The following is a 22,411-nucleotide window of genomic DNA, read 5'->3' as shown; positions in this document are numbered from 1 at the left end:
AGCGTACTCTGGAATCAACAAGCTGCAATGTTGGAGCGGAGTTGTCATGACCAGAAAGTGGCTGCGGTGGATGCCTGCCGCCGCCGTGCCTGCCGTTATTGCCGCCGCTGCGCTGGCCGGGTCCCTGCCCGCAAGCGCAGGCGACCCCCTGCCCGCCAAAACGCCGGAACAAGTCCTGGCGCTGGTGGCGCAGCACGCTGCTCCGTCCCTCTCGGGGACCCTGGAGCAGACCTCCCAAATCGGCCTGCCGGAACTGCCCAAGACCGGGCCGTCCGCCGGCAGTGACGCCGCCTCGGCCTTGGAACTCCTGAGCGGCCCCCACACCGCGCGGGTCTTCATGGACGGACCACGCAACGTCCGGGTCCAGGTGCTGGACCGCCTCGCTGAACGCAATGCCGTCCGCAGCGGAGACCAGATGTGGTTGTACAGCTCCAAGGACAACACCGCCACCCACCTGACCCTCCCCGCCGATGCCGGCAAGCAGAAGGATTTCAGCCAGTTCAAGCATCCTGGTGCCGGCACCGACGGTGTGATGCCGACGCCGGAGGACCTGGCTGCACGGCTGCTTGCCGCCGCCGATCCCAGCACTGAAATTGCAGTGCTTCCGGAGGTCACCGTTGCGGGCCGGGCGGCGTACAACCTGATGATCACGCCTCGGACCGAAGGTACCCTCATCGGTTCGATTGCCATCGCCGTTGACGGCCAGAGCGGCCTGCCGCTCAGCGTCGAACTGAAGGCCCGCGGCCAGGAAGAACCCGCGTTCAAGCTGGCGTTCACCAGCCTGTCGCTCCAGGCGCCGGACGCCTCGCTGTTCGCATTCAGCCCGCCGCCGGGCGCCACCGTCAAGGAAATCGAAGTGCCGGCCCATGGCACGGAAAGCTGGCCCGGACACGCCACGGAAGGCGGCGCAGTTCCTGATGCGGCAGTTCCCGGTTCCAGGGATCCGGACACCGGACACCCGCGGCCCACAGTGACCGGTACCGGCTGGGAGAGCGTGGTTGAATTCCCTGCCAGCCCGGGGTCAGCGGAAGCCGGGGCAATGGTGTCCAGCGATCCGCTGCTTCAGCAGGCCGCTGTTGCGGTGCCGGGCGGGCGGCTGTTCAGCACCGCCGTCGTGAATGTGCTGCTGACCGATGACGGGCGCGTCTTTGCCGGGTCTGTTCCCGCGGAACGCCTGCTGACCGCTGCCGCCGCGAGGTGACAGCCTCGGGCCGGGGCGTGGAACTGGCAATAGAGACGCGCGGCCTCAGCAAAAGATTCGGCCATCAACTGGCCGTGGACGGCGTGAACCTGGCCGTCCCGAAGGGGTCCGTGTTTGGTTTCCTGGGTCCGAACGGCTCCGGGAAGACCACCACCATCCGCATGATGCTGGGCCTCGCGGCGGCCACGGATGGCTCCGTCAGTGTGCTGGGGCTCGCCATGCCGGACCGCTTCCACGAGGTCCTGCCGCGCGTGGGCGCCCTGGTGGAAGGCCCGGCGTTCTACCCGTTCCTTTCCGGGGCGGCCAATCTCCGGCGGCTCGATGCTGCAGACCCGTATGCCGCAACGTCAACACGGCGTGCCCGGGTGGAGGCCGCGCTGGAACGCGTGGGCCTGACGCACGCGGCCGGGAAGAAGGTCCGCGCGTATTCGCTCGGCATGAAACAGCGACTGGGCATCGCCAACGCGCTCCTCTCGCCCCGTGAACTGCTGGTGCTCGACGAACCCACCAACGGGCTGGACCCGCAGGGAACCCGCGAAGTGCGCTCCCTGGTTCGTTCCCTCGCGGCGGACGGTGCCACGGTTTTCGTCTCCAGCCACCTGCTGGCCGAAGTGGAGCAGATCTGCACCCACGCGGCGGTCATGAGTGCGGGGCGGCTGGTGGCGCAGGGAACGCTCGCTGAACTGCGCGACGCGGGCAAGACGCGGATCCGCCTGGTCACGCCCGACGCCGGACTGGCCGAGGGTGTGTTCACGACGCTGGGAATGTCCCCGGCAGGCGGGCGGAGCAACGGGGCGCTGGTTTACGGCGACGGCGACGGCGGGCAGTCGGGGGAGGCCGTGGAGCCTGAGGCCGTGGTAGCCGCCCTTGTGGCTGCGGGGGTGCGGGTGCGCGGCTTCGCTGTGGAACAGGGCAGCCTGGAAGACCGCTTTGTGGCGCTGACGGGGGAGGGGTTCGACATTGCCCAATAAAGGTGTGGCCGCTGGCGCCGCGACTGCCAGCGATGCGGCCCCGGGGACGCCACCGGCCAAGGCGTCCTCCGGATGGCCGTTGCTTGCCTCGGAACTGAGCGTACTTTTCCGCCGGCGCCGGACCTGGGCCATGCTGCTGGCGCTCGCCGCCGTGCCCGTGCTGATGGCCGTCGCCGTCCGGGTCTCCTCGGCCGTGCCGCCCGGCCGCGGGCCTGCCTTCCTTGACAGGATCAGCCAGAACGGGTTGTTCGTGGGGGTGACGGCGCTGCTGGTGTGTGTGCCGCTTTTCCTGCCGCTAACGGTGGGCGTGGTGGCCGGGGACACGATCGCGGGCGAAGCGGGCCTTGGGACCTTGCGTTATCTCCTCGTGGCCCCGGCCGGCCGCGTGCGGTTGCTGCTGGTCAAGTATGCGGGAGCTGCCGCGTTCTGCATCGTCGCCCCGTTGGTGGTGGCGCTGACCGGGGCGGGCATGGGAGCGGCGCTGTTTCCGGTGGGGCCGGTGACGCTGCTGTCTGGCGACGTGATCACCGCCCAGGAGGCTGTCCTGCGACTGGTCCTCGTAGCCGCCTACCTGACGGTGTCCCTGCTGGGGTTGTCCGCCGTCGGGCTCTTCCTGTCCACCCTGACGGATGTCCCGGTGGGCGCCATGGCGGCCACCATCGTGGCATCCGTGGTGTCCCAGGTGATGGGCGAGCTGCCCCAGCTGGAGTGGCTGCACCCCTGGTTGTTCAGCCACTACTGGTTCGGTTTTGCAGACCTGCTGCGTCAGCCGATTGCCTGGGATTCCTTTGCCGGGAACGCGTTGCTGCAGGCCGGCTACATCGCGGTCTTCGGGGCGCTCGCCTACGGCCGGTTCATCACCAAGGACGTCCTGTCCTAGTACGAAGCCGGCTAATACCGCGCAACGGTGGGATGGAGCTGCATTCCGGCCATCCAGGCCAGGTCCGTCACCGTGATGCCGTCGTCCGGGTTGAGGGCCTGGACCACGCGGCCGCCGCCGAGGTAGATCCCCACATGATAGAAATCGGGGGCCGATCCCCAGACCAGGAGGTCGCCGGGCTGCGCCTGGGAGAGCGGCACGTGCACCGGTGCCTGGGCGTACTGCTGGGCAGCCGTGCGCGGAAGGTATTTACCGGCAGCGGCGAACGCGTTCTGCACCAGCCCGGAACAGTCGAATCCGAGCGGGCCGGAGCCGCCGTATTTGTAGAAATAGGGTGATCCCACCTTGCTGAGTGCCACCGAGATGGCGGTCTGGTTCGAGCCGCCGGGGGACGGCGCAGGGACGGGGGCTGGCGCCGGCGCAGGGGTCGCCGGCTCGGGTGCTGCGGGTGCCGGAGGGGCAGGTGCAGGCGGTGCCGGATTCGCCGGCGCAGGGGCAGCAGGTGCCGGCGGCGCCGGGGCGGGCGCTGCGGGTGCGGCAGGGGCCGGTGCGGCAGGGGCCGGGGCCGGTGCGGCGGGCCTGGTCTGTGCAGCGGAGTCCTGCGTCGCAGCCTGGGCGGCCGCTGCGGCGGTGACGGCCGCCAGCCGTTCCTGGGCGCGCTGGCGGTCCAAGGCATCGATGCGGGCGGATTCGAGTGCCACCGTAGTGTTCTTGAGGTTTGCCAGCTGGTCCACCAGCACGGTCCGCTGGGCCTTCGCCTCGGACACGGCCTTCGCCTGGGCTTCATTGGCGCGTTCGGCTTCAACCTTGCGGTCCTCGGCCGACCTGGCCGCGTCATCGGCGGCACGGTTGGCGTCCTCCGCCGCGGCGGTCAGGGACTTGGCCGCCGAAGCGGCGTTTTCGGCCGCCTCGAACGCCCGGCTGCGGCTTGCGGAGATGGCTTCGAGGGTGGCGGCCTGCTGTAGCACTTCACCGTTTCCACTGACAAATGTGCTCAGCGCCGGGTTGAGGCCGCCGTTGCGGTACAGATCCCCGGCCAGCTGCCCTACCTGCTTGCGGGTTTTCGCCTGTTCGGCCTCGGCGGAGGCTGCCCTCGCGGAGGCGAGCGTGGCTGCATCACGGCGGATCTCTAGGGTGACCAGGGCGTCGCCGTAGGCATTGTTGGCCTGCATGGCGGCGGCAAAGCTTGCTTCCTGGGCGGCGGCCGCGTCCGCCAGGATGCGGTCGATTCTGGTGACCTGGTCCGCCGTCGCGCTTTCGCTGGCTTTGGCGGCCGCGATTTCTTCGGGAGAGGGGATTTCCGGCGAGGCCGGAACGCTCAGGGCGGGCACTGCGGTCCGCGGAAGTGGCGCAGCCCCGGCCGGCAGGGCGAGGGATCCGAGGAGTACGACGGCGGTGCACAGCACAGCCGCTTTGCGGCCGGATCCGGTCAAACCCATCAAGTAACCTCGCGACAGTCAGGCTGGAGTGAGCGAGGAGAGATTGAAGTTTCACAGGTGATTGTCACAAGTAAATGCCCCGCTGCGGAGACCCAGCACACCCGAGGCTACGTGGCTAGCTGCAACTTTGGCAACACTAGTCACATCAATAACATAAACAACAACAGTGTCATTTCGTCACATTGAGGGGCGGCGTGTCGGGGGAAAGCGTCTGACGGAGGGGCCAGAACAGGTAGTCGGCACGCTAGCGGCAGAGTGAATGCCGGACTTACCCTTTTGGGGACTGGGGGCGTGATCAGTTCGAGTAGGGGGATTTCTCGTGCAACAACGCCGTCCTCAACAGCACTTCGTCCGTCTCCGCCGTGGAACGGCGGGTGTTGCGGTCCGCCTCGCCGTGATGTTGGTAGTGCTCGGTGCTCCCGGCCCGATGGCGCGTCGACCTCCGGCTACTGGGTGTCGGCGTCGTTTCCTGCCGCCGGGAACAGCCGGTTCACGCCGTCGCTGGCGGTCGATCCGGCAGGCTCAAGGATCTACGATCCCCATCTCCTGTATATGAACCCGGGAAATGTCACGGTCCAGGACGCCGCCACCGGCGCCATCCAGGCCACCATTCCGGGCGCCATGGGCACCCTCGGCGTTGTGCTCAGCGACGACGGTTCGCGGCTCTACATCGCCAACAGCGGCAATACCCAGAACCCCCGCAACCAGGGCACGGGGCCCGGCATTGTCCAGGTGGTCGACGCCCGGACCAACACCGTGACGGCGAGCATCGAAACTGACCGGGGCGGCGGGCGCCTGACGCTCTCGCCGGACGGTCGCACGCTCTTCGGCGCCATGTACGAGGGTCGCAACGTGACGTTCATCGACACCGCCTCGAATGCGATTACCGCCAAAGTTCCGGTTCCCGGCCAGCCAGGCGGACGGGTCGCAGTCAGCCCGGACGGCGGCACGCTCTACGTCGGTGATTCGTATGCGGGCGGAGTCCAGGTCGTTTCTGTCGCGGAGCGGAGGGTCGTCAAATCCGTTGAAACCGGCTGCACGTCCAACTCAGACCTGACGCTCAACCCCTCCGGATCCCGGCTTTACATCACGGGATGCATGTACCCGGGCAGCCTGGGGATCGTCGACACCGGCACCATGGCGTCGCACACTATCCCGCTCACCGGCGCACCTGGCGCCGTTGCGTTCAGCCCGGACGGAGGCAAGGCGTACGTTGTCGACAGCAGCGAAAACGGTCACGTCCTTGTCCTCGACGCCGCCACCGAAACGGTCGCGGCGACCTTCCCGGTGGGGCGGAACCCCACGGGCATCGTGGTGACCCGCGACGGCTCAGCACTCTTCATCGTCCACGGCGGTTCCGCAGTCTCGCGTGTGGACCTGGTGGAAAACGGACGGCAGGCTTTCAGTGACGTTCCCGCGGGCGCCCCGTTCTTCCACGAGATCAGCTGGCTCTCGAACTCAGGGATCAGCACCGGCTATCCCGACGGCTCCTTCAGGCCGCTGGAATCCGTTCAACGGGACGCGATGGCCGCCTTCCTGTTCCGGAATGCGGGATCCCCGGCCTGGTTTGTTCCGCCCGCCGTCTCGCCCTTCAAGGACCTGGGCCCCGGAGACATGTTCTACAAGGAGATCACCTGGCTGGCCGGCCAAGGCATCACCACAGGCTACGACGATGGCACCTTCCGGCCCCGGGCGCCGGTTTCGCGCGAAGCCATGGCTGCGTTCCTGTACCGGTACGCCACAACGTTGGCGGGGGCGCCCGCCTATGCCGCCCCTCCAACCGCGCCGTTCACCGACGTCCGTCCCGGCGACGCCTTCCACCGTGAAGTGAGCTGGGCGGCCGCAGCAGGGATCACCACCGGCTATCCGGACGGCATCTTCCGGCCGCGGGCCGCGGTTTCCCGCGAAGCGACGGCCGCGTTCCTGTACCGGCTCACCAACCCGGACAAGCCCATGCCGCGCTAGCCCAGGAGGCGGGAACCGTGCCGGGAGCCCCGGACGGGAGGCAGCCTCCGTGGGCGCTACCGCTCAGGCGTGCTGGTGGGACTCGTGCTCGGAGTGGCTCTCGGGTTCCAGCTGGAAGGTGCAGTGTTCGGTGTCGAAGTGCGAGCCCAGGCAGGTGGCGAGCTTGTCCAGCACCTGATCCGCCCCGCGTGCGCTGAGAACGGCGTCCTCCACCACCACGTGGGCCGAGAAGACGGGCACTCCGGAGGTGATGGTCCAGATGTGGATGTCATGCACGGACACGACGCCGTCTACGGACAGGATGTGCTCCCGGATCATCTGGACTTCAACGCCTTTGGGCGTGGCCTCAAGCAGCACGTCCACCACGTCGCGGAGCAAATGCCACGCTCGCGGGATGATCATCACGGCGATGACCATGGAGGCAATGGTGTCTGCCGCCTGGAATCCGGTCACCATGATCACCACGGCGGCGGCTATGACGGCGAACGATCCCAGCAGGTCCCCGAGCACCTCAAGGTAGGCGCCCCGCACATTGAGGCTTTCCTTCTGGGCGCTGCGCAGGATCAGCAGGGACACGAGGTTGGCCACGGCGCCAAGGATGGCGGCGTAGAGCATCACGTCGGTCTGGACTTCGGGAGCCGCGCCGATCCGACGGATGGCTTCGGTGAAGATCACCACGGAAATGACAATCAGCACCAGTGCGTTGGCCAGGGCTGCGAGGACCTCGGCGCGCTGGTAGCCATAGGTCCGCTGGTCGCTCGCGGGCCGGGTGGCAATCCAGGCTGCCAGCAGGGCGATGAACACTCCGGCGGCGTCGGACAGCATGTGCCCGGCGTCGGCGAGCAGGGCCAGGGAGCCGGAAATGACGGCGCCGATGATCTGGATCAGGACCACTGCCAGGGTGATGCCGAGGACGGCGATGAGGCGCTTGCGGTGCTTGCCCGTGGCAGTGCCTGTCATGCCGTGAGAGTGGCTGTGGTCGTGTCCCATGCCTACAAGGCTAGCTAGTCCCAGCCGAGTTCGTGCAGCCGTTCGTCGCTGATGCCGAAGTGGTGGGCAATCTCATGCGTCACGGTGACTGCCACTTCCTGGATCACTTCTTCCCGGGAGGAGCAGATTTCCAGGATGGGCTGGCGGTAGATGGTGATCCGGTCCGGCAGCGACCCCGCGCCCCACCACGCGTCGCGCTCGGTCAGCGGAACGCCTTCGTAGAGCCCCAGCAGTACCGTGTCCGGGTCCTCGCCGGGCTGCGGGACGTAGTCGTCCTCGATGAACACGGCGACGTTGTCCATGGCCTTGGCCACGTCCGGCGGGATGCGCTCCAGGGCGTCGCTGACGGCCGACTCGAAATCCGCCTCGGTCATGGGGAAGGGCGCATCGTCCGCCCCGTCCGGGACGATCGGAAGGCCGGGCGGCAGGTTGGCGGGCATACCAAGACTCTAGCGGGATTTGCGCCGCGTCAGCCCCACTCCCACCAGGCAGATCACGCCGCCCACAAGGCCCCAGACAGTGGGCACTTCGCCGAGCACCAACCAGGAGATGAGGATGGTGGTGCCGGGCACCAGGTACGTGGTGGCGGCCAGCTTCCCGGCATCGATGAGGGACAGCGCATACGCCCAGGTGGTGAAGGCGATCGCCGTCGGGAAGATCCCCAGGTACACCAGCCCCAGGGTGGCCGGGAGCGGCGCCTGCTGCAGCTCGACGGCCAGCTGGCCGCTGAACGGCAGGCAGCAGACTGCACCCACCATGATGCCGAACCACGTGGCCTGGGCCGCGGGGAACTTCCTCAGCACGGGCTTCTGGATGATCACGCTGACGGCGGCGAGCACAGCGGCGAGGAGGCAGAGCAGCACGCCGGCCACATCCGCCGTCGAACGCTGTCCCGAACTGAGCGCAATCACAGCGACGCCGGTGAACGCTATCAGGCTGCCGATGATCAGCCAGCGCGGGAAGCCTTCCTTGAGCAGGAGTCCGGCCATCACTGCCACCAGGATGGGGTTGACGTTGATCAGCAGGGCGGCGGTGCCGGCGTCCAGCAGGTGCTCGGCGGCGTTGAGGGCCACGTTGTAGCCGCCGAACCACATCACGCCGTAGGCGAGGATGGGCCACCATTCCCGGCCCTTGGGCAGCATCCGCAGCTTGGGCAGCACCACCAGGCCGAGGACGACGGCGGCAATCGCCAGCCGTCCCAGGGTCAGGGAACCGGGTGAGAAGCTTGGGCCCACGGCGCGGATTCCCACGAACGCGGAGGCCCACAGGACCACGGTGACGACGACGGCGGCGACGCCCAGTTTGTTGACCGGCGCCTTCCCGGGGGAGGGATGCGGCGCGGGGGTGTTGCCGTGTGACGGTGGTTGCGGGGCAGGTGCTGGTGCGGCGTGCGAAGACCCTTCGTGGGGGCCGGCGGACGGCGTGGGGCCGGATTCGGCGGTGGTTGCCATGCTGCCAATCTAGCCCTTGCAGCCGCGGTGGGGCTGGCGGAAATCGGCCACGTCTAGTCGAGATCCTGCCAAAGTTGCCGGTGCCGGTGGCGCCGCCGGGGCGCCAAATCCAAACGGTTACGACCTAGACTCGAGCCAACATGTCGAAAACGTCCATCCCGTGGCTGGCAGGTCATGGATGCGGAAGGAGTTCCATGAATCCGATCACGCCGAGAATTGGCACGGTCTTTGTCCCGGTCAGCGATGTGGAAGCGGCCAGGGACTGGTACTGCCGGCTGCTGGGTGTACCGGCCGATGGCGAGATCCTCTTTGGTCACCTCTATGTGCTGCCGGTCGAGGGCACCGGACTCGTCCTGGACAGCAGGATTTATTCGCAGGACGTCGTTTTCAAGGTGCCCGCTTTTCATCTCGACACCCAGGACGTCCAGGCAGCGCACAACTATGCGGTTGAACTGGGCGCCGATCCGGCGGACATCCAGCACGGGCAATGGTTCAACTTCCGGGATCCTGACGGCAATGCCCTGATGGTCTGCCAGTGCTAGCGTCCCGCTCCGCGGTGGAGTGCTTTCGGGTTTGTGGCGCTCACCTCAGCACGCGTGCAGCGTCCTGGATGGCGGCGGCCACGCCGTCCAGGACTGCCGAGCCATAACGCCACTGCTGCCAGTGCAGCGGCACATCGACTAAGGACTTGGAAGCCATCAGCCGCAGCGTGCCCTGGTCGAGGTCGTCGCCGATTTCCAGCTCGGGAAGCAGGCCCCACCCCATGCCCAGCCGGATCGCCTCGCCGAACTCGTGTGCCGCCGGCACGTAATGGCGGGGCGGTTGGAGGGATTTCCGGCTGAACCGCCGCAGGTAGCGGTCCTGGAGGTCGTCCTTGCGGTCGAAGATGATGACGGGAGCCTTGGCCAGTGACTCCGCCGTGGCGCCGCCGTCGAACCACGATCCGGCGAAGGCCGGAGTGCAGACCGGGAGGTAGCGCATGACGCCGAGCCGGCGCGAAGTGCAGCCCGGGGCCGGCTTTTGGGTGGCCGTGATGGCCGCCGCCGCTGCCCCGCTGCGGAGGAGCTCCAGCGAATAGTCCTGGTCCTCGCGCAGGATCTCCAGCTGGACCGTGCCGGCCACCGCGGCCAGCCCGGCCATCGCCCAGGTGTGCAGCGAGTCGCTGTTGATCACCAGCGTCAGGCGGGTGTCCGGGTGCGGGTTCCCCGGCTGCAGTTCATCGGCGAGGTCTGCCGAGAGCATTTCGAGTTGCCGGGCGAACCGCACCACGGCCTGGCCGGACTCGGTCAGCTCGATGGGCCTCGTCCTTCTCAGCACGGGGCGGCCGACGGCCACCTCGAGTGCGCGGATGCGCTGGCTCACGGCGGAGGCAGTGACGGAAAGGTGGCTGGCGGCGGCGTCGAAACTTCCCTGCGCGACGATGGCCGCGAGAGTCCGGGCCTGGTCCGGATGGAGGTCGATCATTAGCTCATCTTATCGAATGAAAGAATCTTTAACTGGTTTCATGCGGACAGTCCTCATACCGTTGAAGGCGTGATTCTTCCCGTGCTCTCAGGACTGGCCAGCGGCCTGTCACTCGTTGTCGCCATCGGCGCCCAGAATGCCTTCGTCCTCCGCCAAGGCATCCAGCGCTCGCATGTGGCGCTGGTTGTCGCGGTCTGCGCGGTTTCAGACCTTGTGCTGATCCTGCTGGGCGTGGCCGGCATCGGCGTCGTCATTGAACGCGCCCCGGCGGTGCTCGAGGTGGTGCGCTGGGCGGGGGCCGCTTTCCTGGCGGGCTACGGAGCCATTGCCGCCTGGCGCGCCATCCGGGGGCAGGCGCTTGGTCAGCTGGAACCGGCCCGCGCTGTCAGCTGGGCAGCCGTCCTGGGGACAGGCCTCGCGTTCACGTGGCTGAACCCGCACGTCTACCTCGACACCGTGCTGCTGCTCGGGTCGCTGGCCAGTACGCACGGTCCGGACGGCCAGTGGTGGTTCGCCGCCGGCGCGGGACTGGCCAGCATCGCCTGGTTCACGGCCCTGGGCGTGGGCGCACGGTTCCTGGCGCCGGTCTTCCGGAGCCGGAGCGCGTGGCGCATCCTTGATGCCGTCATCGCCGCCGTCATGGTGACGATGGCCGTCCTGCTGGTCAGTTGAGTTCCGCCTGAACGTTCCGAGCCGGCCGTCATGTCCGGGCTGCTAGGCCCCGCGTCCGGACCACTCCAGCAGGCGGTCCAGCGGCCAGGTGTTGACAATCCGCTCGGCCGGCACGCCGTTCGATGCCGCACGTGCTGCGCCGTACTGCAGGAAATCCAGCTGGCCCGGAGCATGGGCGTCGCTGTCGATGCTGAAGAGGCAGCCGGCGTCGATGGCCAGCCGGATCAGCTCGTCCGGCGGATCCTGCCGCTCGGGGCGGGAATTTATTTCGACGGCGACCCCCTGCTCGGCGCACGCGGCGAACACTCGCTCGGCGTCGAACTCCGACTGGGGCCGCGTTCCCCGGGATCCCTGGAGCAGCCGTCCGGTGCAGTGGCCCAGGACGTTCATGTGCGGATCGCTGATGGCGCCCAACATCCGCGCGGTCATGGTGCGCCGGTCCGAACGGAGCTTGGAGTGGACGCTCGCCACCACAACGTCCAGGCGGTCCAGCATGTCCGGGGACTGGTCCAGTGTGCCATCCTCCAGGATGTCCACCTCGATGCCAGCGAGCAGGCGGAAACCGCCGCTGCCGGCGTTGACGTCCGCAACGACGTCGAGCTGTTCCCGAAGCCGTTCGGCACTCAGGCCATTGGCGATCTTGAGGCTGGGGGAGTGGTCGGTCAGGGCAAGGTACTCCCGGCCCAAGGTGCGGGCGGCATCGGCCATGAGCTCGATCGGAGACCCGCCGTCGGACCAGTCGCTGTGGCTGTGCAGGTCTCCACGCAAGGCGGCGTGCAGTTCCGTGCCGCCTTCCGCGAGCGGCTGCTGCCCGCGTTGGCGCAGGCCCTCGAGGTAGTCGGGGACGCCGCCGTCCACCGCCTGCCTGATCACCTCGAAGGTCCTGTCCCCGATTCCCTTCATGCTCTTCAGCCGGCCGTTGCGCGCCCGGGCCTCGACCTCGCCCGGGTCGAGGGCTCCGATGATCCCGGCCGCTTTCCGGAAGGCCTGGACCTTGAACGTGGGGGCCAGCTCGCGTTCCAGCCAGAAGGCGATCTCATTGAGGGCATCAACGGCATCCATGAGTCCATCTTGCACCCGCCCTGCACCGGATCCTGCGGCAGTGTGATGCCGATTTTGGATATTCCCGGGGTCTGCCCTACACTTTTATAGTCCAGTTCGGAGCAACTCGAAAGGACAAAAACGAAAGGCTTCGGCCCTTTATTTTTGCCCTGACAGAGCCGGATTGAGTTCAGGCCCCCATCGTCTAGCGGCCTAGGACACCGCCCTTTCACGGCGGCGGCACGGGTTCGAATCCCGTTGGGGGTACGCAAGGAATGTGGTCAAACCGGATGGAAAAGTCTGGTAGGCTAAAGGCCTTGAAAAATTGCAGTAGCGATACTGCAGACAGCAAGAAAATAGCAAGGCCCTGTAGCGCAGTTGGTTAGCGCGCCGCCCTGTCACGGCGGAGGTCGCGGGTTCAAGTCCCGTCAGGGTCGCTCTGATTGCCAGAAGAAATTCCGGCCGTCAAGGTGACATGTCACCTAGGCTCTGTAGCTCAGTTGGTAGAGCGTTCGACTGAAAATCGAAAGGTCACCGGATCGACGCCGGTCGGAGCCACCACTGGGAAGCATCAGTTCTTCGGAGCTGGTGCTTTTCTTCTTTAACCGCGGACTTTGCGAAGGTAGAGCCGTTCGGCCCGATGTCCGGTGCCGCGGATGGCGCTATTCTCAGGCATGGGTCCGTCACAAAGCCAAGAGAAACCTCGGATCGTTGTCGGTGTTGATGGTTCCGCGATGTCTGTCGCAGCGCTGCGCTGGGCCGCCCGGATTGCCCCTGCCCTGGACGCCACGATTACGGCCGTTGCCGCCTGGCACTTCCCGGTTGATACGGGTTTCGGCTGGTCCACGCCGCCGGACTGGGACCCGGAGGCAGGAGCCAGGGAGGTTCTCAAGGAAGCGCTCACGGCTGCCTTTGGCGATAAGCCGCCTCACGGTCTCACCCAGCGGACCGTCATGGGGCACGCTGCCTACGTCCTGATCGAGGAAAGCCGCAGTGCCCAGATGCTGGTTGTGGGTTCACGCGGCCACGGCGGCTTTGCCGGGCTCTTGCTGGGATCGGTCAGCTCGGCCTGCGCGGAGCATGCCCAGTGTCCCGTGATGGTGGTCCACGGAGCCGACCCGCAGGATGGCGCCCCCTCCTGAGGCCAGCGCCGGCTGCCTCCCGAGGCTCCCGCCCGCCGGTTTTCCCCGTCGCGTGGTCGTTTCCCCCCGTAAGCCGTGGGGGATTAGGCCATTTCGGGGGGATTTTCTGGTGGTACGAAGTGTCGCGCTGCCTCCGGCCTGGAAACCTAACTTTGTTGGCAGAACGTCGCCGTCTTGGTTCGGGCCGGCGGGCAAGCCCCGGGAACGCCGTAGCTTCACCCGCAAGGCCGGAGCCGCCGAAAATTGGTCGTTGACAGCATCCCAGTAACGCGCGTAACCTAAATCACACGCTCGAAGTAACGCGCGTTAGTAGTAGGTTTCAACTGGCCAGGGTGGCCAGCGCTGGCAAGACTTTCGGAGCATTCAATGGCGAAGAGCACACAGGCAGCGGCGTCGAAGACGGCCGCACCGGCCCGGACGGCCCCCGGCGTCTCCAAAGCCGTCTCCAAAGCCGCCTCCGTGGCCCCCGCACACCGGGGTGTCACCATGGCGGACGTGGCCAAGGCCGCCGGGGTGTCCCGCACCGCGGTGTCCTTCGTCCTGAGCAACCGCGAGAACGCCAGCATTTCGGAGGAGACCAAGCACCGCATCCTCGAAGCGGTCCAGACCCTGGGATACCGGCCCAACGCCGGTGCCCGGGCCCTCGCGTCGCAGCGCAGTGACTGGTATGGCATTGTCACGGAGATCGTCACGGCACCGTTCGCCGTCGACATCATCAAGGGCGCGCAGGACCAGGCCTGGCTGTCCCGCCGGTTCCTGCTCATCGCACCCTCCGACCAGGCCGATGCAACAGGACCAAACCGGGGCATGGAAGATGCAGCCGTTGAAAAGCTACTGGAACAGAGAGTGGAAGGACTTCTTTACGCGGCCACGTACCACCGGGCCGTGCACGTTCCTAAAAGCGCCAACGAGGTCCCCACGGTCCTCATCAACTGCTTTGACGCGGACGGGAAGCTGCCCTCGATCGTTCCGGACGAGCGCGCCGGGGGCCGCGTCGCCGTCGAGCGTCTACTGCAAGCCGGCCACACCAGAATCGGTGTCATCAACTTGGATCCGGACATTCCCGCCGCCGTCGGCCGTTTGGAAGGATGCCGCGAAGCACTCGCCAAAGCAGGGCTGGAACTGGATCCTGAACTCGTCGTCTCAGGACATGCGACGGCGGATGGCGGCTACGAGGCCGCCTGCGAAATTCTTGACAAATATCGGGCCGGGGCAGGCAGGCCAACTGCCCTGTTCTGCCTCAACGACCGGATGGCTATGGGCGCTTACGACGCCATCAAGGAGCGCGGGCTCGCCATCCCCCAAGACATCGCCGTGATCGGCTTCGACAACCAGGAACTCATTGCGGCCTACCTCAGGCCCAAGCTGACCACGGTTGCGTTGCCCTTCGAGGAGATGGGTGCGCTGGGTGTCCAGACACTCGCAAGCCTTACAGCCGGACAGCCGATCATTGCACATCAGCAAATGGTCGACTGTCCGCTGCTAGAACGCTATTCAGTCTGACGGCAAATCAACTACTGAACAGCAACCCCAACCACACCTTCACCTTCAACAGCGAAGACGAGGAAAGAGATATCCATCATGACACAAGCACGATTCCTGAGGTCTGCCCGCATCGCAGCGGCCGGCCTGGCCATGGGTGCCCTGGTGCTCACGGGCTGCTCCGCCAACGCGGGCAACACCGGCTCCGCAAAGGCTGATGCCTCGGCCCAAAGCGCCCTCCTGACGATTCCCCGCGAAGACATGGGCACGTTCGTCCGGAACTTCAACCCGTTCGCCCCCACCGTGGCACCCATGACCCAGCAGGCCATCTACGAGTCCCTGCTCATCTACAACCCGGCCAACGGCGACACCACCCCGTGGCTGGCCAGCGAATGGAAGGCCGCAGAGGACGGCAAGTCCATCACCTTCACCCTCCGCGACGGCGTCAAGTGGTCCGACGGACAGCCCCTGGTCCCTGCCGACGTGGTCACCACGTTCGCGCTGCAGAAGAAGATCAAAGGCGGCTACGACTACCTGGACACCGTCACGGCCGAGGGCGCCAACCAGGTCAAGTTCAGCTTCAAGACCGCCTGGTCCCCGGCACTGTTCGACCTCGGCCAGTTGAGCATCCTGCCGGACCACGTCTGGTCCAAGATTGCCGACCCCGAAAAGGACGCCAACGAAAAGCCGGTGGGCACGGGCCCCTACACCGAAGTGGACACCTTCCAGGCCCAGTCCTTCGTGCTGAAGAAGAACCCCAACTACTGGCAGCCGGAAAAGCAGAAGATCGCCGGTATCAAGATGCTCGCCTTCGCCGGGAACGACGGCGCCAACCTCGCCGCCGCGAACGGTGACGTGGACTGGGCGCCCCAGTACATGCCCAACATCGAGAAGACCTTCATTTCCAAGGACCCGGACCACCGCAAGTACTGGTTCCCGCCCACGGGTTCCATGATCAACTGGCAGCTCAATACCACCAAGGCCCCGTTCAACGACACGGACGTCCGCAAGGCCCTCAGCATGGCAGTGGACCGGGACCAGGTGACCAAGATCGGAATGAGCGGCTACACCAAGCCGGCGGACTGCACCGGACTTTCCGGCAACTACGAAACGTGGAAGAACAAAGAGGTCCAGGACAACTGCGAGTGGACCAAGCTCAACGTGGACGAGGCCAACAAGCTCCTGGACAAGGCCGGCTACGCCAAGGGCGCGGACGGCAAGCGCACCCTGAAGGACGGCAAGCCGTTCGAGTTCAAGATCTCCGTGGGCGCGGCGTCCTCCGACTGGCTCTCCGTGGCCAACGTGATCGCACAGAACCTCGCCGAGGTGGGCGTCACGGCCAAGGTGGATTCCCCGGACTGGGCTGCCGTGGTGGCAGGCTACGAAACCGGTGACTTCGATTCCGGCATCGTGTGGAGCGCCAACGACCCCAGCCCGTACAAGTACTTCGCGGGCATCATGGGCACCAGCACGGTCAAGCCGGTGGGGGAGAAGGCCTTCGAGAACTACCACCGCTTCGGCGATCCGAAGGCCGATGCCCTGCTGACCGAGTTCGCGGCCGCCGCTGACGAGGACACGCAGCACAGGATCGCGGACAAGCTCCAGGAGGAGTACAGCGCGGTTGCCCCGACCGTCCCGCTGTTCGCCGGCCCGGAATGGGGCGCTTACAACAACACCCGGTTCACCGGCTGGCCCACGGAAGAGAACCCTTACGCCACCCTGTCAGTCCGCGCCCCCACCACGGTGCTGGTCCTGACGTCGCTGGAACCGGCCAAGTAGCCGCGGACCCTCCGGGGCCGCTCCAGACCGCACGCCCGGCGCTGCTTCCGGCGCCGGGTGTGCGCCCCTCCCATTACCTCCCCAAACCCGCAAGCTCGCTTGGGCCCTTCGGTAACGGGGCCCCATCTCCGCAATTCCCGAATGGAGGGAACCGTGCGCTTTATCCTGCGCCGCCTTGGTTTCTACCTGATCGCCTTCTGGGTGTCCATCACGTTGAATTTCCTGCTCCCGCGCTTTATGCCGGGGGACCCCGTATCCCGCATGTTTGCCCGCACCCAGGACCGCATGCAGCCCGAACAGATCGAGGCGCTGCGCAAGCTCCTCGGCGTCGACGACCGGCCCATCTGGGAACAGTACGTCGACTACCTGCACAACATGGTCACCGGCCAGATGGGCGTCTCCATCTCCCGTTTTCCCACGCCGGTCACGGAAGTGATTGCCTCACAGGTGGGCTGGACCCTCCTGCTGGGTGGAACCGCATTGGTGATCGCCGCCGTCGTGGGTAACCTGCTGGGGATCCTGGCCGCCTGGCGGCGCGGCGGTGCCATTGACTCCGCGCTGCCTCCCGTGCTGATCTTCATCGGCTCCTTCCCGTACTTCTGGCTCGCCATGGGTGCCCTCTATTTGTTCGGCGTCACGCTGGGCTGGTTCCCCATCCGGCACGCGTTCAGCGACACCATTGAGCCCAGCTTCAGCTGGGAGTTCATGTCCGACGTCGGGATGCACCTGGTGCTGCCGGCCCTCACCATCGTGCTGGTTTCGGTGGGCGGCTGGATGCTGGGCATGCGCAACACCATGATCGCCACCAACGCCGAGGACTACATCACCATGGCCGAGGCCAAGGGCCTGCGCCCCGGCCGGATCATGTTCCGCTACGCCGCCCGCAATGCCATGCTCCCGTCCGTGACCAGCTTCGGCATGAGCCTGGGCTTCGTGGTGGGCGGTGCGCTGCTGACCGAGGTGGTGTTCGCGTACCCCGGCGTGGGATACCAGCTCCTCAACGCCGTGCAGGGGCTCGACTACCCGCTCATGCAGGGCCTCTTCCTGACCATCACCGCCGCCGTGCTGCTGGCCAACTTCCTGGTGGACATCCTCTACGTCCGCCTCGACCCGCGTGTCCGCGCCAACTAGGAAGGACGGACCATGACCACTTCGATAGCAACCACCGCCTCCACAATGCCGGGGGAGACCCTCGCCGGCGGCACCGGCACCGCCGCCGGAATGCCCGACGGCGGTGCCGGACTCCCGTCCGGAGCCTCCGTCCGCAGGCCCAACCGCACCCTGCTGCACGGGCTGCTGACCAACAAGAAGGCCATGACCGGCGCGGCCATCCTGTTCATTTTCATTGCCTTGGCGCTGCTTGCTCCGGTGCTGTACCCGGACAACCCTTCCAAGATCACCGGCATGGCCTCCCAGGAACCAGACGCCGAGTTCTGGCTGGGCACCACCGCCAAGGGACAGGACGTCCTGGCCCTGACCATCCACGGCGCGCGCAGCTCACTGCTGGTTGGCCTGACCGTCGGCTTTGCCTCCACGTTCATCGGCATCCTGGTGGGCCTGGCCTCGGCTTACTTCGGCAAGTTCATCGACGAAGCCCTCTCCCTCACCACCAACATTTTCCTGCTCCTGCCGGGACTCCCGCTCCTGGTGATCCTGGCCGCGTTCCTCCCGCCGGGACTCGGCACGGTGATCCTGGTCCTGGTGGTCACGGGCTGGGCGGGCTCGGCCCGGGTACTGCGCTCGCAGGCCCTGTCCATCCGTTCCAAGGACTTCGTGGCCGCTGCCGTGGTCACCGGCGAACGCCCGCTGCGGATCATGTTCCGCGAAATCCTGCCCAACATGGCCTCCATCGTGATGGGAACACTCCTGGCCTGCATCATTTACGGCATCGGGGCCCAGGCCGGCCTCGAATTCCTGGGCCTGGGGGACGTCAGCACGGTCTCCTGGGGCAACAACCTCTACTGGGCCGGCAACGAAGGCGCCCTGCTCACGGGCAGCTGGTGGGTGTTCGTTCCCTCCGGCCTGTGCATCGCGCTGGTGGCGTTCTCGCTGTCGCTGATCAATTACGCGGTGGACGAGGTCACAAACCCGCGCCTGCGGAAAATACGGCTGAGGAAAATACAGGTCACGAAGATCCGTAAGGCCAAGCCGGCCCGCAGGCCCGCGCAATCCGGAAAGCGAGCATCGGCATGACCGTCTCCCAGACCTCCTTTGGCACCCACGAACCTGTCCTGGAAATCAAGGACCTCACCGTGAAGTACCGCGGCGACACCCGCTCCACCACCGCCGTCGACCGTGTCTCGTTCAGCATTGGCACCGGCGAAATCTTCGGCCTGGCCGGGGAGTCGGGCTGCGGCAAATCCACCATCGCCAACGCCATCATGCGGCTGCTGCGCGATCCGGCGGAGATCGCCGGCGGCAGCATCCGCTTCGGCGGCAAGGACGTCCTGGCCATGGGGCCGGAAGAGCTGCGCCGCTTCCGCTGGCAGGACGTGGCCATGGTGTTCCAGTCCGCCATGAACTCGCTGAACCCGGTGATGACCGTCGGGGACCAGATCGTGGATATCTACACCACCCACGCGGGCTACACCCGGAAGGAGTCGCTCCGGCGGGCAGCCGAACTGCTGGAACTCGTGCGGATCGACCCCGCCCGGCTGAGGTCCTACCCGCACCAGCTCTCCGGCGGGATGCGGCAGCGCGCCGTCATTGCCATGGCGGTGGCCCTCAAACCCTCCCTGCTGATCCTGGACGAACCCACCACTGCCCTGGACGTGGTGGTCCAGCAGGAGATCATGGCTCAGATCAAGGAGCTGCAGCGCGAACTGGGCTTCTCCGTCCTGTTCATCACGCACGACATGTCCCTCATGGTGGAGCTCTCGCACCGGATGGCCGTGATGTACGGCGGCCGGATCGTGGAGACGGCCAAGGCCAAGGACATCCACGCCGCCCCGCTGCACCCCTACACCCAGGCCCTGATGGGCGCGTTCCCTCCGCTCACCGGACCCCGGGTTCCCCTGGCCGGCCTGGCCGACGGCGTGAAGTTCAGCAACATCGCCGACGTCGAGGAAGCCTCGCCCGGGCACTTCGTTTCCCCCGTTCCAGTCCTCCAAGGAGCACAGCCATGAGCACCCCGGTATCAGCACGGCCGGCACCGGCAGTCAACACGCCTGACCTCACCAACGGCGAGGCTCCCGCCCTCGAGGTGAAAGGCCTCATCAAGGACTTCCACAGCGGCGGGCTGTTCTCGCGGGCCTCGGTGCGCGCCCTCGGCGGCGTGGACCTCGCCATCAGGAAAGGCGAAATCGTGGCGCTGGTGGGAGAGTCCGGGTCCGGCAAGAGTACGCTGGCCCGCTGCATCGCACGGCTGGAGAAGCCCACTGCCGGCCGGATCCGGCTTAATGGCACAGACGTGCTAAAACGGGACCGGTTCCAGGCGTCCAGGGCATACCGTTCGCAGCTGCAGATGGTGTTCCAGGACCCTTTCGGCTCGCTCAACCCGGTCCACCGGATCGAACACTTCCTGACGCGCTCGCTGACCCTGCACGGCAAAGCCGGGACGCCGGCCCAGCTGCGCAGCCGCCTGGACGAACTGATGACCACCGTGGGCCTCACTCCGGACATGCTCAACTCCTACCCGCACGAACTCTCCGGCGGGCAGCGGCAGCGCGTGGCCATCGCCCGGGCGCTCGCGGTGGAACCCGAAGTGATCCTCGCTGACGAACCCACGTCGATGCTGGACGTTTCCGTGCGGATCGGCATCCTCAACCTGATGCGCCAGCTGCGGGACAAACAGGGGATCTCCATGCTCTACATCACCCACGACCTCGCTTCGGCACGCTACCTGGCGGACCGGATCGCCGTCATGTTCGCCGGGGAGCTGGTGGAGGAAGGCGAATCGCTGGACCTGCTGGCCAACCCCGCCCACCCCTACACCCGGCTGCTGGTCTCGGCCGTGCCGGACCCCGCCCGGACCGGGTCCTACGACCCCCGCGAGCGGGCGGCACTGCGCGCAGCGGTGATGGAATCGGCGTCGTGCGCATTCGACGGCGACGCCGGGCAGCGCTGTTCCGCCACCGAACCCGTCCGGCACCGCGTGGGCGATCCCGCCAACGAGCACTGGGTCCGCTGCCACCTGTACCGGCCGCCGGCAACTGCAGCAAGCCACGCCCTGTCCGCCGAGCCGGTGGAAAGCTCCGAACCCCTCGAGACACCGGACACGCCGCCAACGGACGGACACCGCACAGAAAACAAGGCTTCCTCATGACCGAACTGACCCATCCCCTGGCCACTGTGCCGCAGGACGAACTCGTGGCGCGGGCCGAGGCGGACCCGCTCCGCCCGCGCTTCCACTTTGTCTCGCCCGCCGGCTGGCTCAACGACCCCAACGGTGTGGGCCAGTGGAGCGGGACCTACCACCTCTTCTACCAGTACAACCCGGAGGGCGCCTTCCACCACCGCATCCTGTGGGGGCACGCCACTAGCCCGGACCTGGTCAACTGGACCGACCAGCCCGTGGCGCTGGAGCCTTCCGCCGGCCCGGATGCCGACGGCTGTTGGTCCGGTGTGTTGGTGAACGACGGCGGGACCCCCACCCTGGTGTATTCCGGACGGCACGGCGCGAGCGAACTGCCCTGCGTGGCGGTGGGCTCGCCGGACCTCCTGAGCTGGACCAAAGCCCCGGAAAACCCCGTGATTCCGGCACCGCCGGCCGGCGTTGAGATCACCGCCTACCGCGACCACTGCGTCTGGCGGGAAGGCCCACGCTGGCGCCAGCTCGTGGGATCCGGCATCCGCGGCCGCGGCGGCACGGCGTTCCTCTACGAATCCGCGGACCTCCGCCGCTGGGACTACATCGGCCCGCTGGTCATCGGCGACGCGTCCTCCGGAGACCCGGCGGCCACTGACTGGCAGGGAACCATGTGGGAGTGCGTGGACCTGTTCCGGGCAGGCGGCGGTTTTCTGGGGGACCGGGCCGTGGAATCCCGGGAGCCGGTCACGGACGTGCTCGTCTTTTCGGCCTGGCACGACGGCGATACCCGCCACCCGCTGTACTGGACCGGCAGCTACGCGGGGGATTCCTACACGCCGCGCGAACTCCACCGGCTGGACTACGGCGGCCGCTACTTCTACGCCCCGCAGTCCTTCGCGGACGAGTCCGGGCGTCGGGTCATGTTCGGCTGGCTGCAGGAGGGCCGGACGGAGGCCGCCATGGTGGAGGCCGGCTGGTCCGGTGTGATGAGCCTGCCTCGTGTGGCCACACTGGACGCCCGCGGCGGACTGGCCTTCGCTCCCGTGCCCGAGGTGGAGCTGCTGCGGCGCGACCACGTCCGGGCCGGTCCCCGCACAGTGGGCGCGAGTGAGGTCCTGGCCGGAGTGTCCGGGAACCAGCTGGACCTGGAGCTTGAGCTGGAACTGGAACCCGGGAGCGTCTTCCGGCTGGGCGTGCTTGGCTCCGGCCCGGGAAGCCCGGGAACCCCTGGCGGCCCGGGAAGCCCGGGAACCCCGGGAACCCCTGACGGTGCGCCGGCCGGGGCGGAGGAAACAGTCATCGAGGTGGGCTACGAAGCAGGCAGCGGCGGGTCCGCGCAGTCCTATGTGCTCCTGGACCGCGGGCACAGCAGCCTGGACCGGACCGTGGACGCGGAGGAAAAGTCCGGCCCGGTGCAGCTGCCCGGCGGCAAACTGCACCTCCGCGTGCTGGTGGACCGCTCGGCGCTGGAGATCTTCGCCAACGGCAAACCGCTCACGGCCCGGGCCTATCCGACGCTTGGCGGGGAAACCGTCCGTTTGTCCGCCGCGGGTACAGTCCGGCTGCTGCAGCTGGACGCCTGGCGGATGGAAGGGGTCTTCGGCGCCCCGCGCCCGCTGTTCCCGTAGGCGACGCACCGTCGATTGCTCCGTAACCCCCGTCTGCAGGCTCATAAGGGCGGTTGC

20 protein-coding genes and 3 tRNA genes are annotated in these 22,411 nt (G+C 67.0%); 17 read left to right on the top strand and 6 right to left on the bottom strand.

Annotated features, from left to right (window positions below; translation table 11 throughout):
- Positions 1-46 precede the first annotated feature (46 nt).
- From JOE31_RS20840 to JOE31_RS20830, 3 genes are read left to right on the top strand one after another with little or no spacing between them, the layout of a single operon-like run.
- Positions 47-1,201: a hypothetical protein gene (locus JOE31_RS20840; protein ID WP_209747831.1), complete on the top strand. Its 1,155-nt coding sequence runs from the start codon at positions 47-49 to the stop codon at positions 1,199-1,201.
- Entirely contained in the window at positions 1,198-2,172 is a 975-nt protein-coding gene (locus JOE31_RS20835; RefSeq protein WP_209747829.1) for an ATP-binding cassette domain-containing protein, read from the top strand. Before JOE31_RS20840 ends, JOE31_RS20835 begins: the two co-directional genes overlap by 4 nt.
- Positions 2,162-3,052, top strand: a complete 891-nt coding sequence (locus tag JOE31_RS20830; RefSeq protein WP_245199286.1) for an ABC transporter permease — start codon at positions 2,162-2,164, stop codon at positions 3,050-3,052. The genes JOE31_RS20835 and JOE31_RS20830 overlap by 11 nt, the downstream gene beginning before the upstream one ends.
- 11 nt (positions 3,053-3,063) lie before the next feature.
- On the opposite strand, the gene JOE31_RS20825 is transcribed toward JOE31_RS20830, so the two are convergent.
- On the bottom strand, positions 3,064-4,491 hold the full coding sequence (locus JOE31_RS20825; RefSeq protein WP_209747827.1) for a C40 family peptidase: 1,428 nt from the start codon (positions 4,489-4,491) through the stop codon (positions 3,064-3,066).
- Positions 4,492-4,944: 453 nt separating this feature from the next.
- Here JOE31_RS20825 and JOE31_RS21885 point away from each other — a divergent pair, with 453 nt between their 5' ends.
- Entirely contained in the window at positions 4,945-6,456 is a 1,512-nt protein-coding gene (locus JOE31_RS21885) for an S-layer homology domain-containing protein (protein ID WP_209747826.1), read from the top strand.
- A 63-nt stretch (positions 6,457-6,519) separates the two neighbouring features.
- Here JOE31_RS21885 and JOE31_RS20815 read toward each other — a convergent pair whose 3' ends face one another.
- Genes JOE31_RS20815 through JOE31_RS20805 form a run of 3 tightly spaced genes read right to left on the bottom strand, consistent with a single transcriptional unit; the run spans position 6,520 to position 8,897 of the window.
- Positions 6,520-7,446, bottom strand: a complete 927-nt coding sequence (locus JOE31_RS20815) for a cation diffusion facilitator family transporter (RefSeq protein WP_209747824.1) — start codon at positions 7,444-7,446, stop codon at positions 6,520-6,522.
- Between the two features lie 14 nt (positions 7,447-7,460).
- The gene (locus tag JOE31_RS20810; protein ID WP_209747823.1) at positions 7,461-7,886 is read right to left on the bottom strand and encodes a metallopeptidase family protein; all 426 of its coding nucleotides are present in this window, start codon (positions 7,884-7,886) and stop codon (positions 7,461-7,463) included.
- A gap of 9 nt (positions 7,887-7,895) precedes the next feature.
- A complete protein-coding gene (locus JOE31_RS20805; RefSeq protein WP_209747821.1) occupies positions 7,896-8,897 on the bottom strand; it encodes a DMT family transporter in 1,002 nt (333 codons plus the stop codon).
- Positions 8,898-9,091: 194 nt separating this feature from the next.
- Between JOE31_RS20805 and JOE31_RS20800 the strand changes: the two genes are divergently transcribed.
- Positions 9,092-9,439, top strand: coding sequence for a VOC family protein (locus JOE31_RS20800; RefSeq protein ID WP_209747819.1), 348 nt, complete (start codon positions 9,092-9,094; stop codon positions 9,437-9,439).
- Between the two features lie 40 nt (positions 9,440-9,479).
- On the opposite strand, the gene JOE31_RS20795 is transcribed toward JOE31_RS20800, so the two are convergent.
- Positions 9,480-10,361, bottom strand: coding sequence for an ArgP/LysG family DNA-binding transcriptional regulator (locus JOE31_RS20795; RefSeq protein WP_209747817.1), 882 nt, complete (start codon positions 10,359-10,361; stop codon positions 9,480-9,482).
- A gap of 69 nt (positions 10,362-10,430) precedes the next feature.
- Here JOE31_RS20795 and JOE31_RS20790 point away from each other — a divergent pair, with 69 nt between their 5' ends.
- A complete protein-coding gene (locus JOE31_RS20790; protein WP_209747815.1) occupies positions 10,431-11,033 on the top strand; it encodes a LysE/ArgO family amino acid transporter in 603 nt (200 codons plus the stop codon).
- 42 nt (positions 11,034-11,075) lie between these two features.
- Here the strand turns inward: JOE31_RS20790 and JOE31_RS20785 are convergent, their stop codons facing one another.
- A complete protein-coding gene (locus JOE31_RS20785; RefSeq protein WP_209747814.1) occupies positions 11,076-12,095 on the bottom strand; it encodes a PHP domain-containing protein in 1,020 nt (339 codons plus the stop codon).
- A 173-nt stretch (positions 12,096-12,268) separates the two neighbouring features.
- Here JOE31_RS20785 and JOE31_RS20780 point away from each other — a divergent pair.
- From JOE31_RS20780 to JOE31_RS20730, 11 genes are all read left to right on the top strand, one after another.
- Positions 12,269-12,341: transfer RNA gene (locus tag JOE31_RS20780), tRNA-Glu, on the top strand.
- A gap of 96 nt (positions 12,342-12,437) precedes the next feature.
- Positions 12,438-12,511, top strand: a tRNA-Asp gene (locus JOE31_RS20775).
- Positions 12,512-12,559: 48 nt separating this feature from the next.
- Positions 12,560-12,635: transfer RNA gene (locus JOE31_RS20770), tRNA-Phe, on the top strand.
- 95 nt (positions 12,636-12,730) lie between these two features.
- Complete coding sequence (locus JOE31_RS20765; protein WP_307864459.1) at positions 12,731-13,216, top strand: universal stress protein; 486 nt, start codon at positions 12,731-12,733, stop codon at positions 13,214-13,216.
- 366 nt (positions 13,217-13,582) lie between these two features.
- Positions 13,583-14,719, top strand: coding sequence for a LacI family DNA-binding transcriptional regulator (locus JOE31_RS20760; RefSeq protein WP_245199284.1), 1,137 nt, complete (start codon positions 13,583-13,585; stop codon positions 14,717-14,719).
- Positions 14,720-14,797: 78 nt separating this feature from the next.
- Complete coding sequence (locus tag JOE31_RS20755; protein WP_209747810.1) at positions 14,798-16,477, top strand: ABC transporter substrate-binding protein; 1,680 nt, start codon at positions 14,798-14,800, stop codon at positions 16,475-16,477.
- 153 nt (positions 16,478-16,630) lie between these two features.
- On the top strand, positions 16,631-17,608 hold the full coding sequence (locus JOE31_RS20750; protein WP_043477504.1) for an ABC transporter permease: 978 nt from the start codon (positions 16,631-16,633) through the stop codon (positions 17,606-17,608).
- 90 nt (positions 17,609-17,698) lie between these two features.
- The gene (locus tag JOE31_RS20745) at positions 17,699-18,670 is read left to right on the top strand and encodes an ABC transporter permease (RefSeq protein WP_245199920.1); all 972 of its coding nucleotides are present in this window, start codon (positions 17,699-17,701) and stop codon (positions 18,668-18,670) included.
- On the top strand, positions 18,667-19,602 hold the full coding sequence (locus JOE31_RS20740; RefSeq protein ID WP_209747806.1) for an ABC transporter ATP-binding protein: 936 nt from the start codon (positions 18,667-18,669) through the stop codon (positions 19,600-19,602). Before JOE31_RS20745 ends, JOE31_RS20740 begins: the two co-directional genes overlap by 4 nt.
- Positions 19,599-20,741 carry an ABC transporter ATP-binding protein gene (locus JOE31_RS20735; RefSeq protein WP_209747804.1) on the top strand — a complete coding sequence of 381 codons (1,143 nt, stop codon included), beginning with the start codon at positions 19,599-19,601 and terminating at the stop codon, positions 20,739-20,741. Before JOE31_RS20740 ends, JOE31_RS20735 begins: the two co-directional genes overlap by 4 nt.
- Entirely contained in the window at positions 20,738-22,354 is a 1,617-nt protein-coding gene (locus tag JOE31_RS20730) for a glycoside hydrolase family 32 protein (RefSeq protein ID WP_209747802.1), read from the top strand. Before JOE31_RS20735 ends, JOE31_RS20730 begins: the two co-directional genes overlap by 4 nt.
- Positions 22,355-22,411 lie beyond the last annotated feature (57 nt).

This window comes from Arthrobacter sp. PvP023, from assembly GCF_017832975.1.
Lineage (GTDB): Bacteria > Actinomycetota > Actinomycetes > Actinomycetales > Micrococcaceae > Arthrobacter.
This window is presented reverse-complemented; position numbering and strand designations above follow the sequence as displayed.

What these genes read in the sequence shown, in the direction of transcription:
- JOE31_RS20785 (WP_209747814.1), bottom strand. Translation starts at nt 12,095, where the DNA reads ATGGATGCCGTTGATGCCCTCAATGAGATCGCCTTCTGGCTGGAACGC.
- JOE31_RS20765 (WP_307864459.1), top strand. Translation starts at nt 12,731, where the DNA reads ATGGCGCTATTCTCAGGCATGGGTCCGTCACAAAGCCAAGAGAAACCT.
- JOE31_RS20815 (WP_209747824.1), bottom strand. Translation starts at nt 7,446, where the DNA reads ATGGGACACGACCACAGCCACTCTCACGGCATGACAGGCACTGCCACG.
- JOE31_RS20805 (WP_209747821.1), bottom strand. Translation starts at nt 8,897, where the DNA reads ATGGCAACCACCGCCGAATCCGGCCCCACGCCGTCCGCCGGCCCCCAC.
- JOE31_RS20810 (WP_209747823.1), bottom strand. Translation starts at nt 7,886, where the DNA reads ATGCCCGCCAACCTGCCGCCCGGCCTTCCGATCGTCCCGGACGGGGCG.
- JOE31_RS20740 (WP_209747806.1), top strand. Translation starts at nt 18,667, where the DNA reads ATGACCGTCTCCCAGACCTCCTTTGGCACCCACGAACCTGTCCTGGAA.
- JOE31_RS20745 (WP_245199920.1), top strand. Translation starts at nt 17,699, where the DNA reads ATGCCCGACGGCGGTGCCGGACTCCCGTCCGGAGCCTCCGTCCGCAGG.
- JOE31_RS20800 (WP_209747819.1), top strand. Translation starts at nt 9,092, where the DNA reads ATGAATCCGATCACGCCGAGAATTGGCACGGTCTTTGTCCCGGTCAGC.
- JOE31_RS20840 (WP_209747831.1), top strand. Translation starts at nt 47, where the DNA reads ATGACCAGAAAGTGGCTGCGGTGGATGCCTGCCGCCGCCGTGCCTGCC.
- JOE31_RS20795 (WP_209747817.1), bottom strand. Translation starts at nt 10,361, where the DNA reads ATGATCGACCTCCATCCGGACCAGGCCCGGACTCTCGCGGCCATCGTC.
- JOE31_RS20735 (WP_209747804.1), top strand. Translation starts at nt 19,599, where the DNA reads ATGAGCACCCCGGTATCAGCACGGCCGGCACCGGCAGTCAACACGCCT.
- JOE31_RS20825 (WP_209747827.1), bottom strand. Translation starts at nt 4,491, where the DNA reads ATGGGTTTGACCGGATCCGGCCGCAAAGCGGCTGTGCTGTGCACCGCC.
- JOE31_RS20760 (WP_245199284.1), top strand. Translation starts at nt 13,583, where the DNA reads ATGGCGAAGAGCACACAGGCAGCGGCGTCGAAGACGGCCGCACCGGCC.
- JOE31_RS20755 (WP_209747810.1), top strand. Translation starts at nt 14,798, where the DNA reads ATGACACAAGCACGATTCCTGAGGTCTGCCCGCATCGCAGCGGCCGGC.
- JOE31_RS20730 (WP_209747802.1), top strand. Translation starts at nt 20,738, where the DNA reads ATGACCGAACTGACCCATCCCCTGGCCACTGTGCCGCAGGACGAACTC.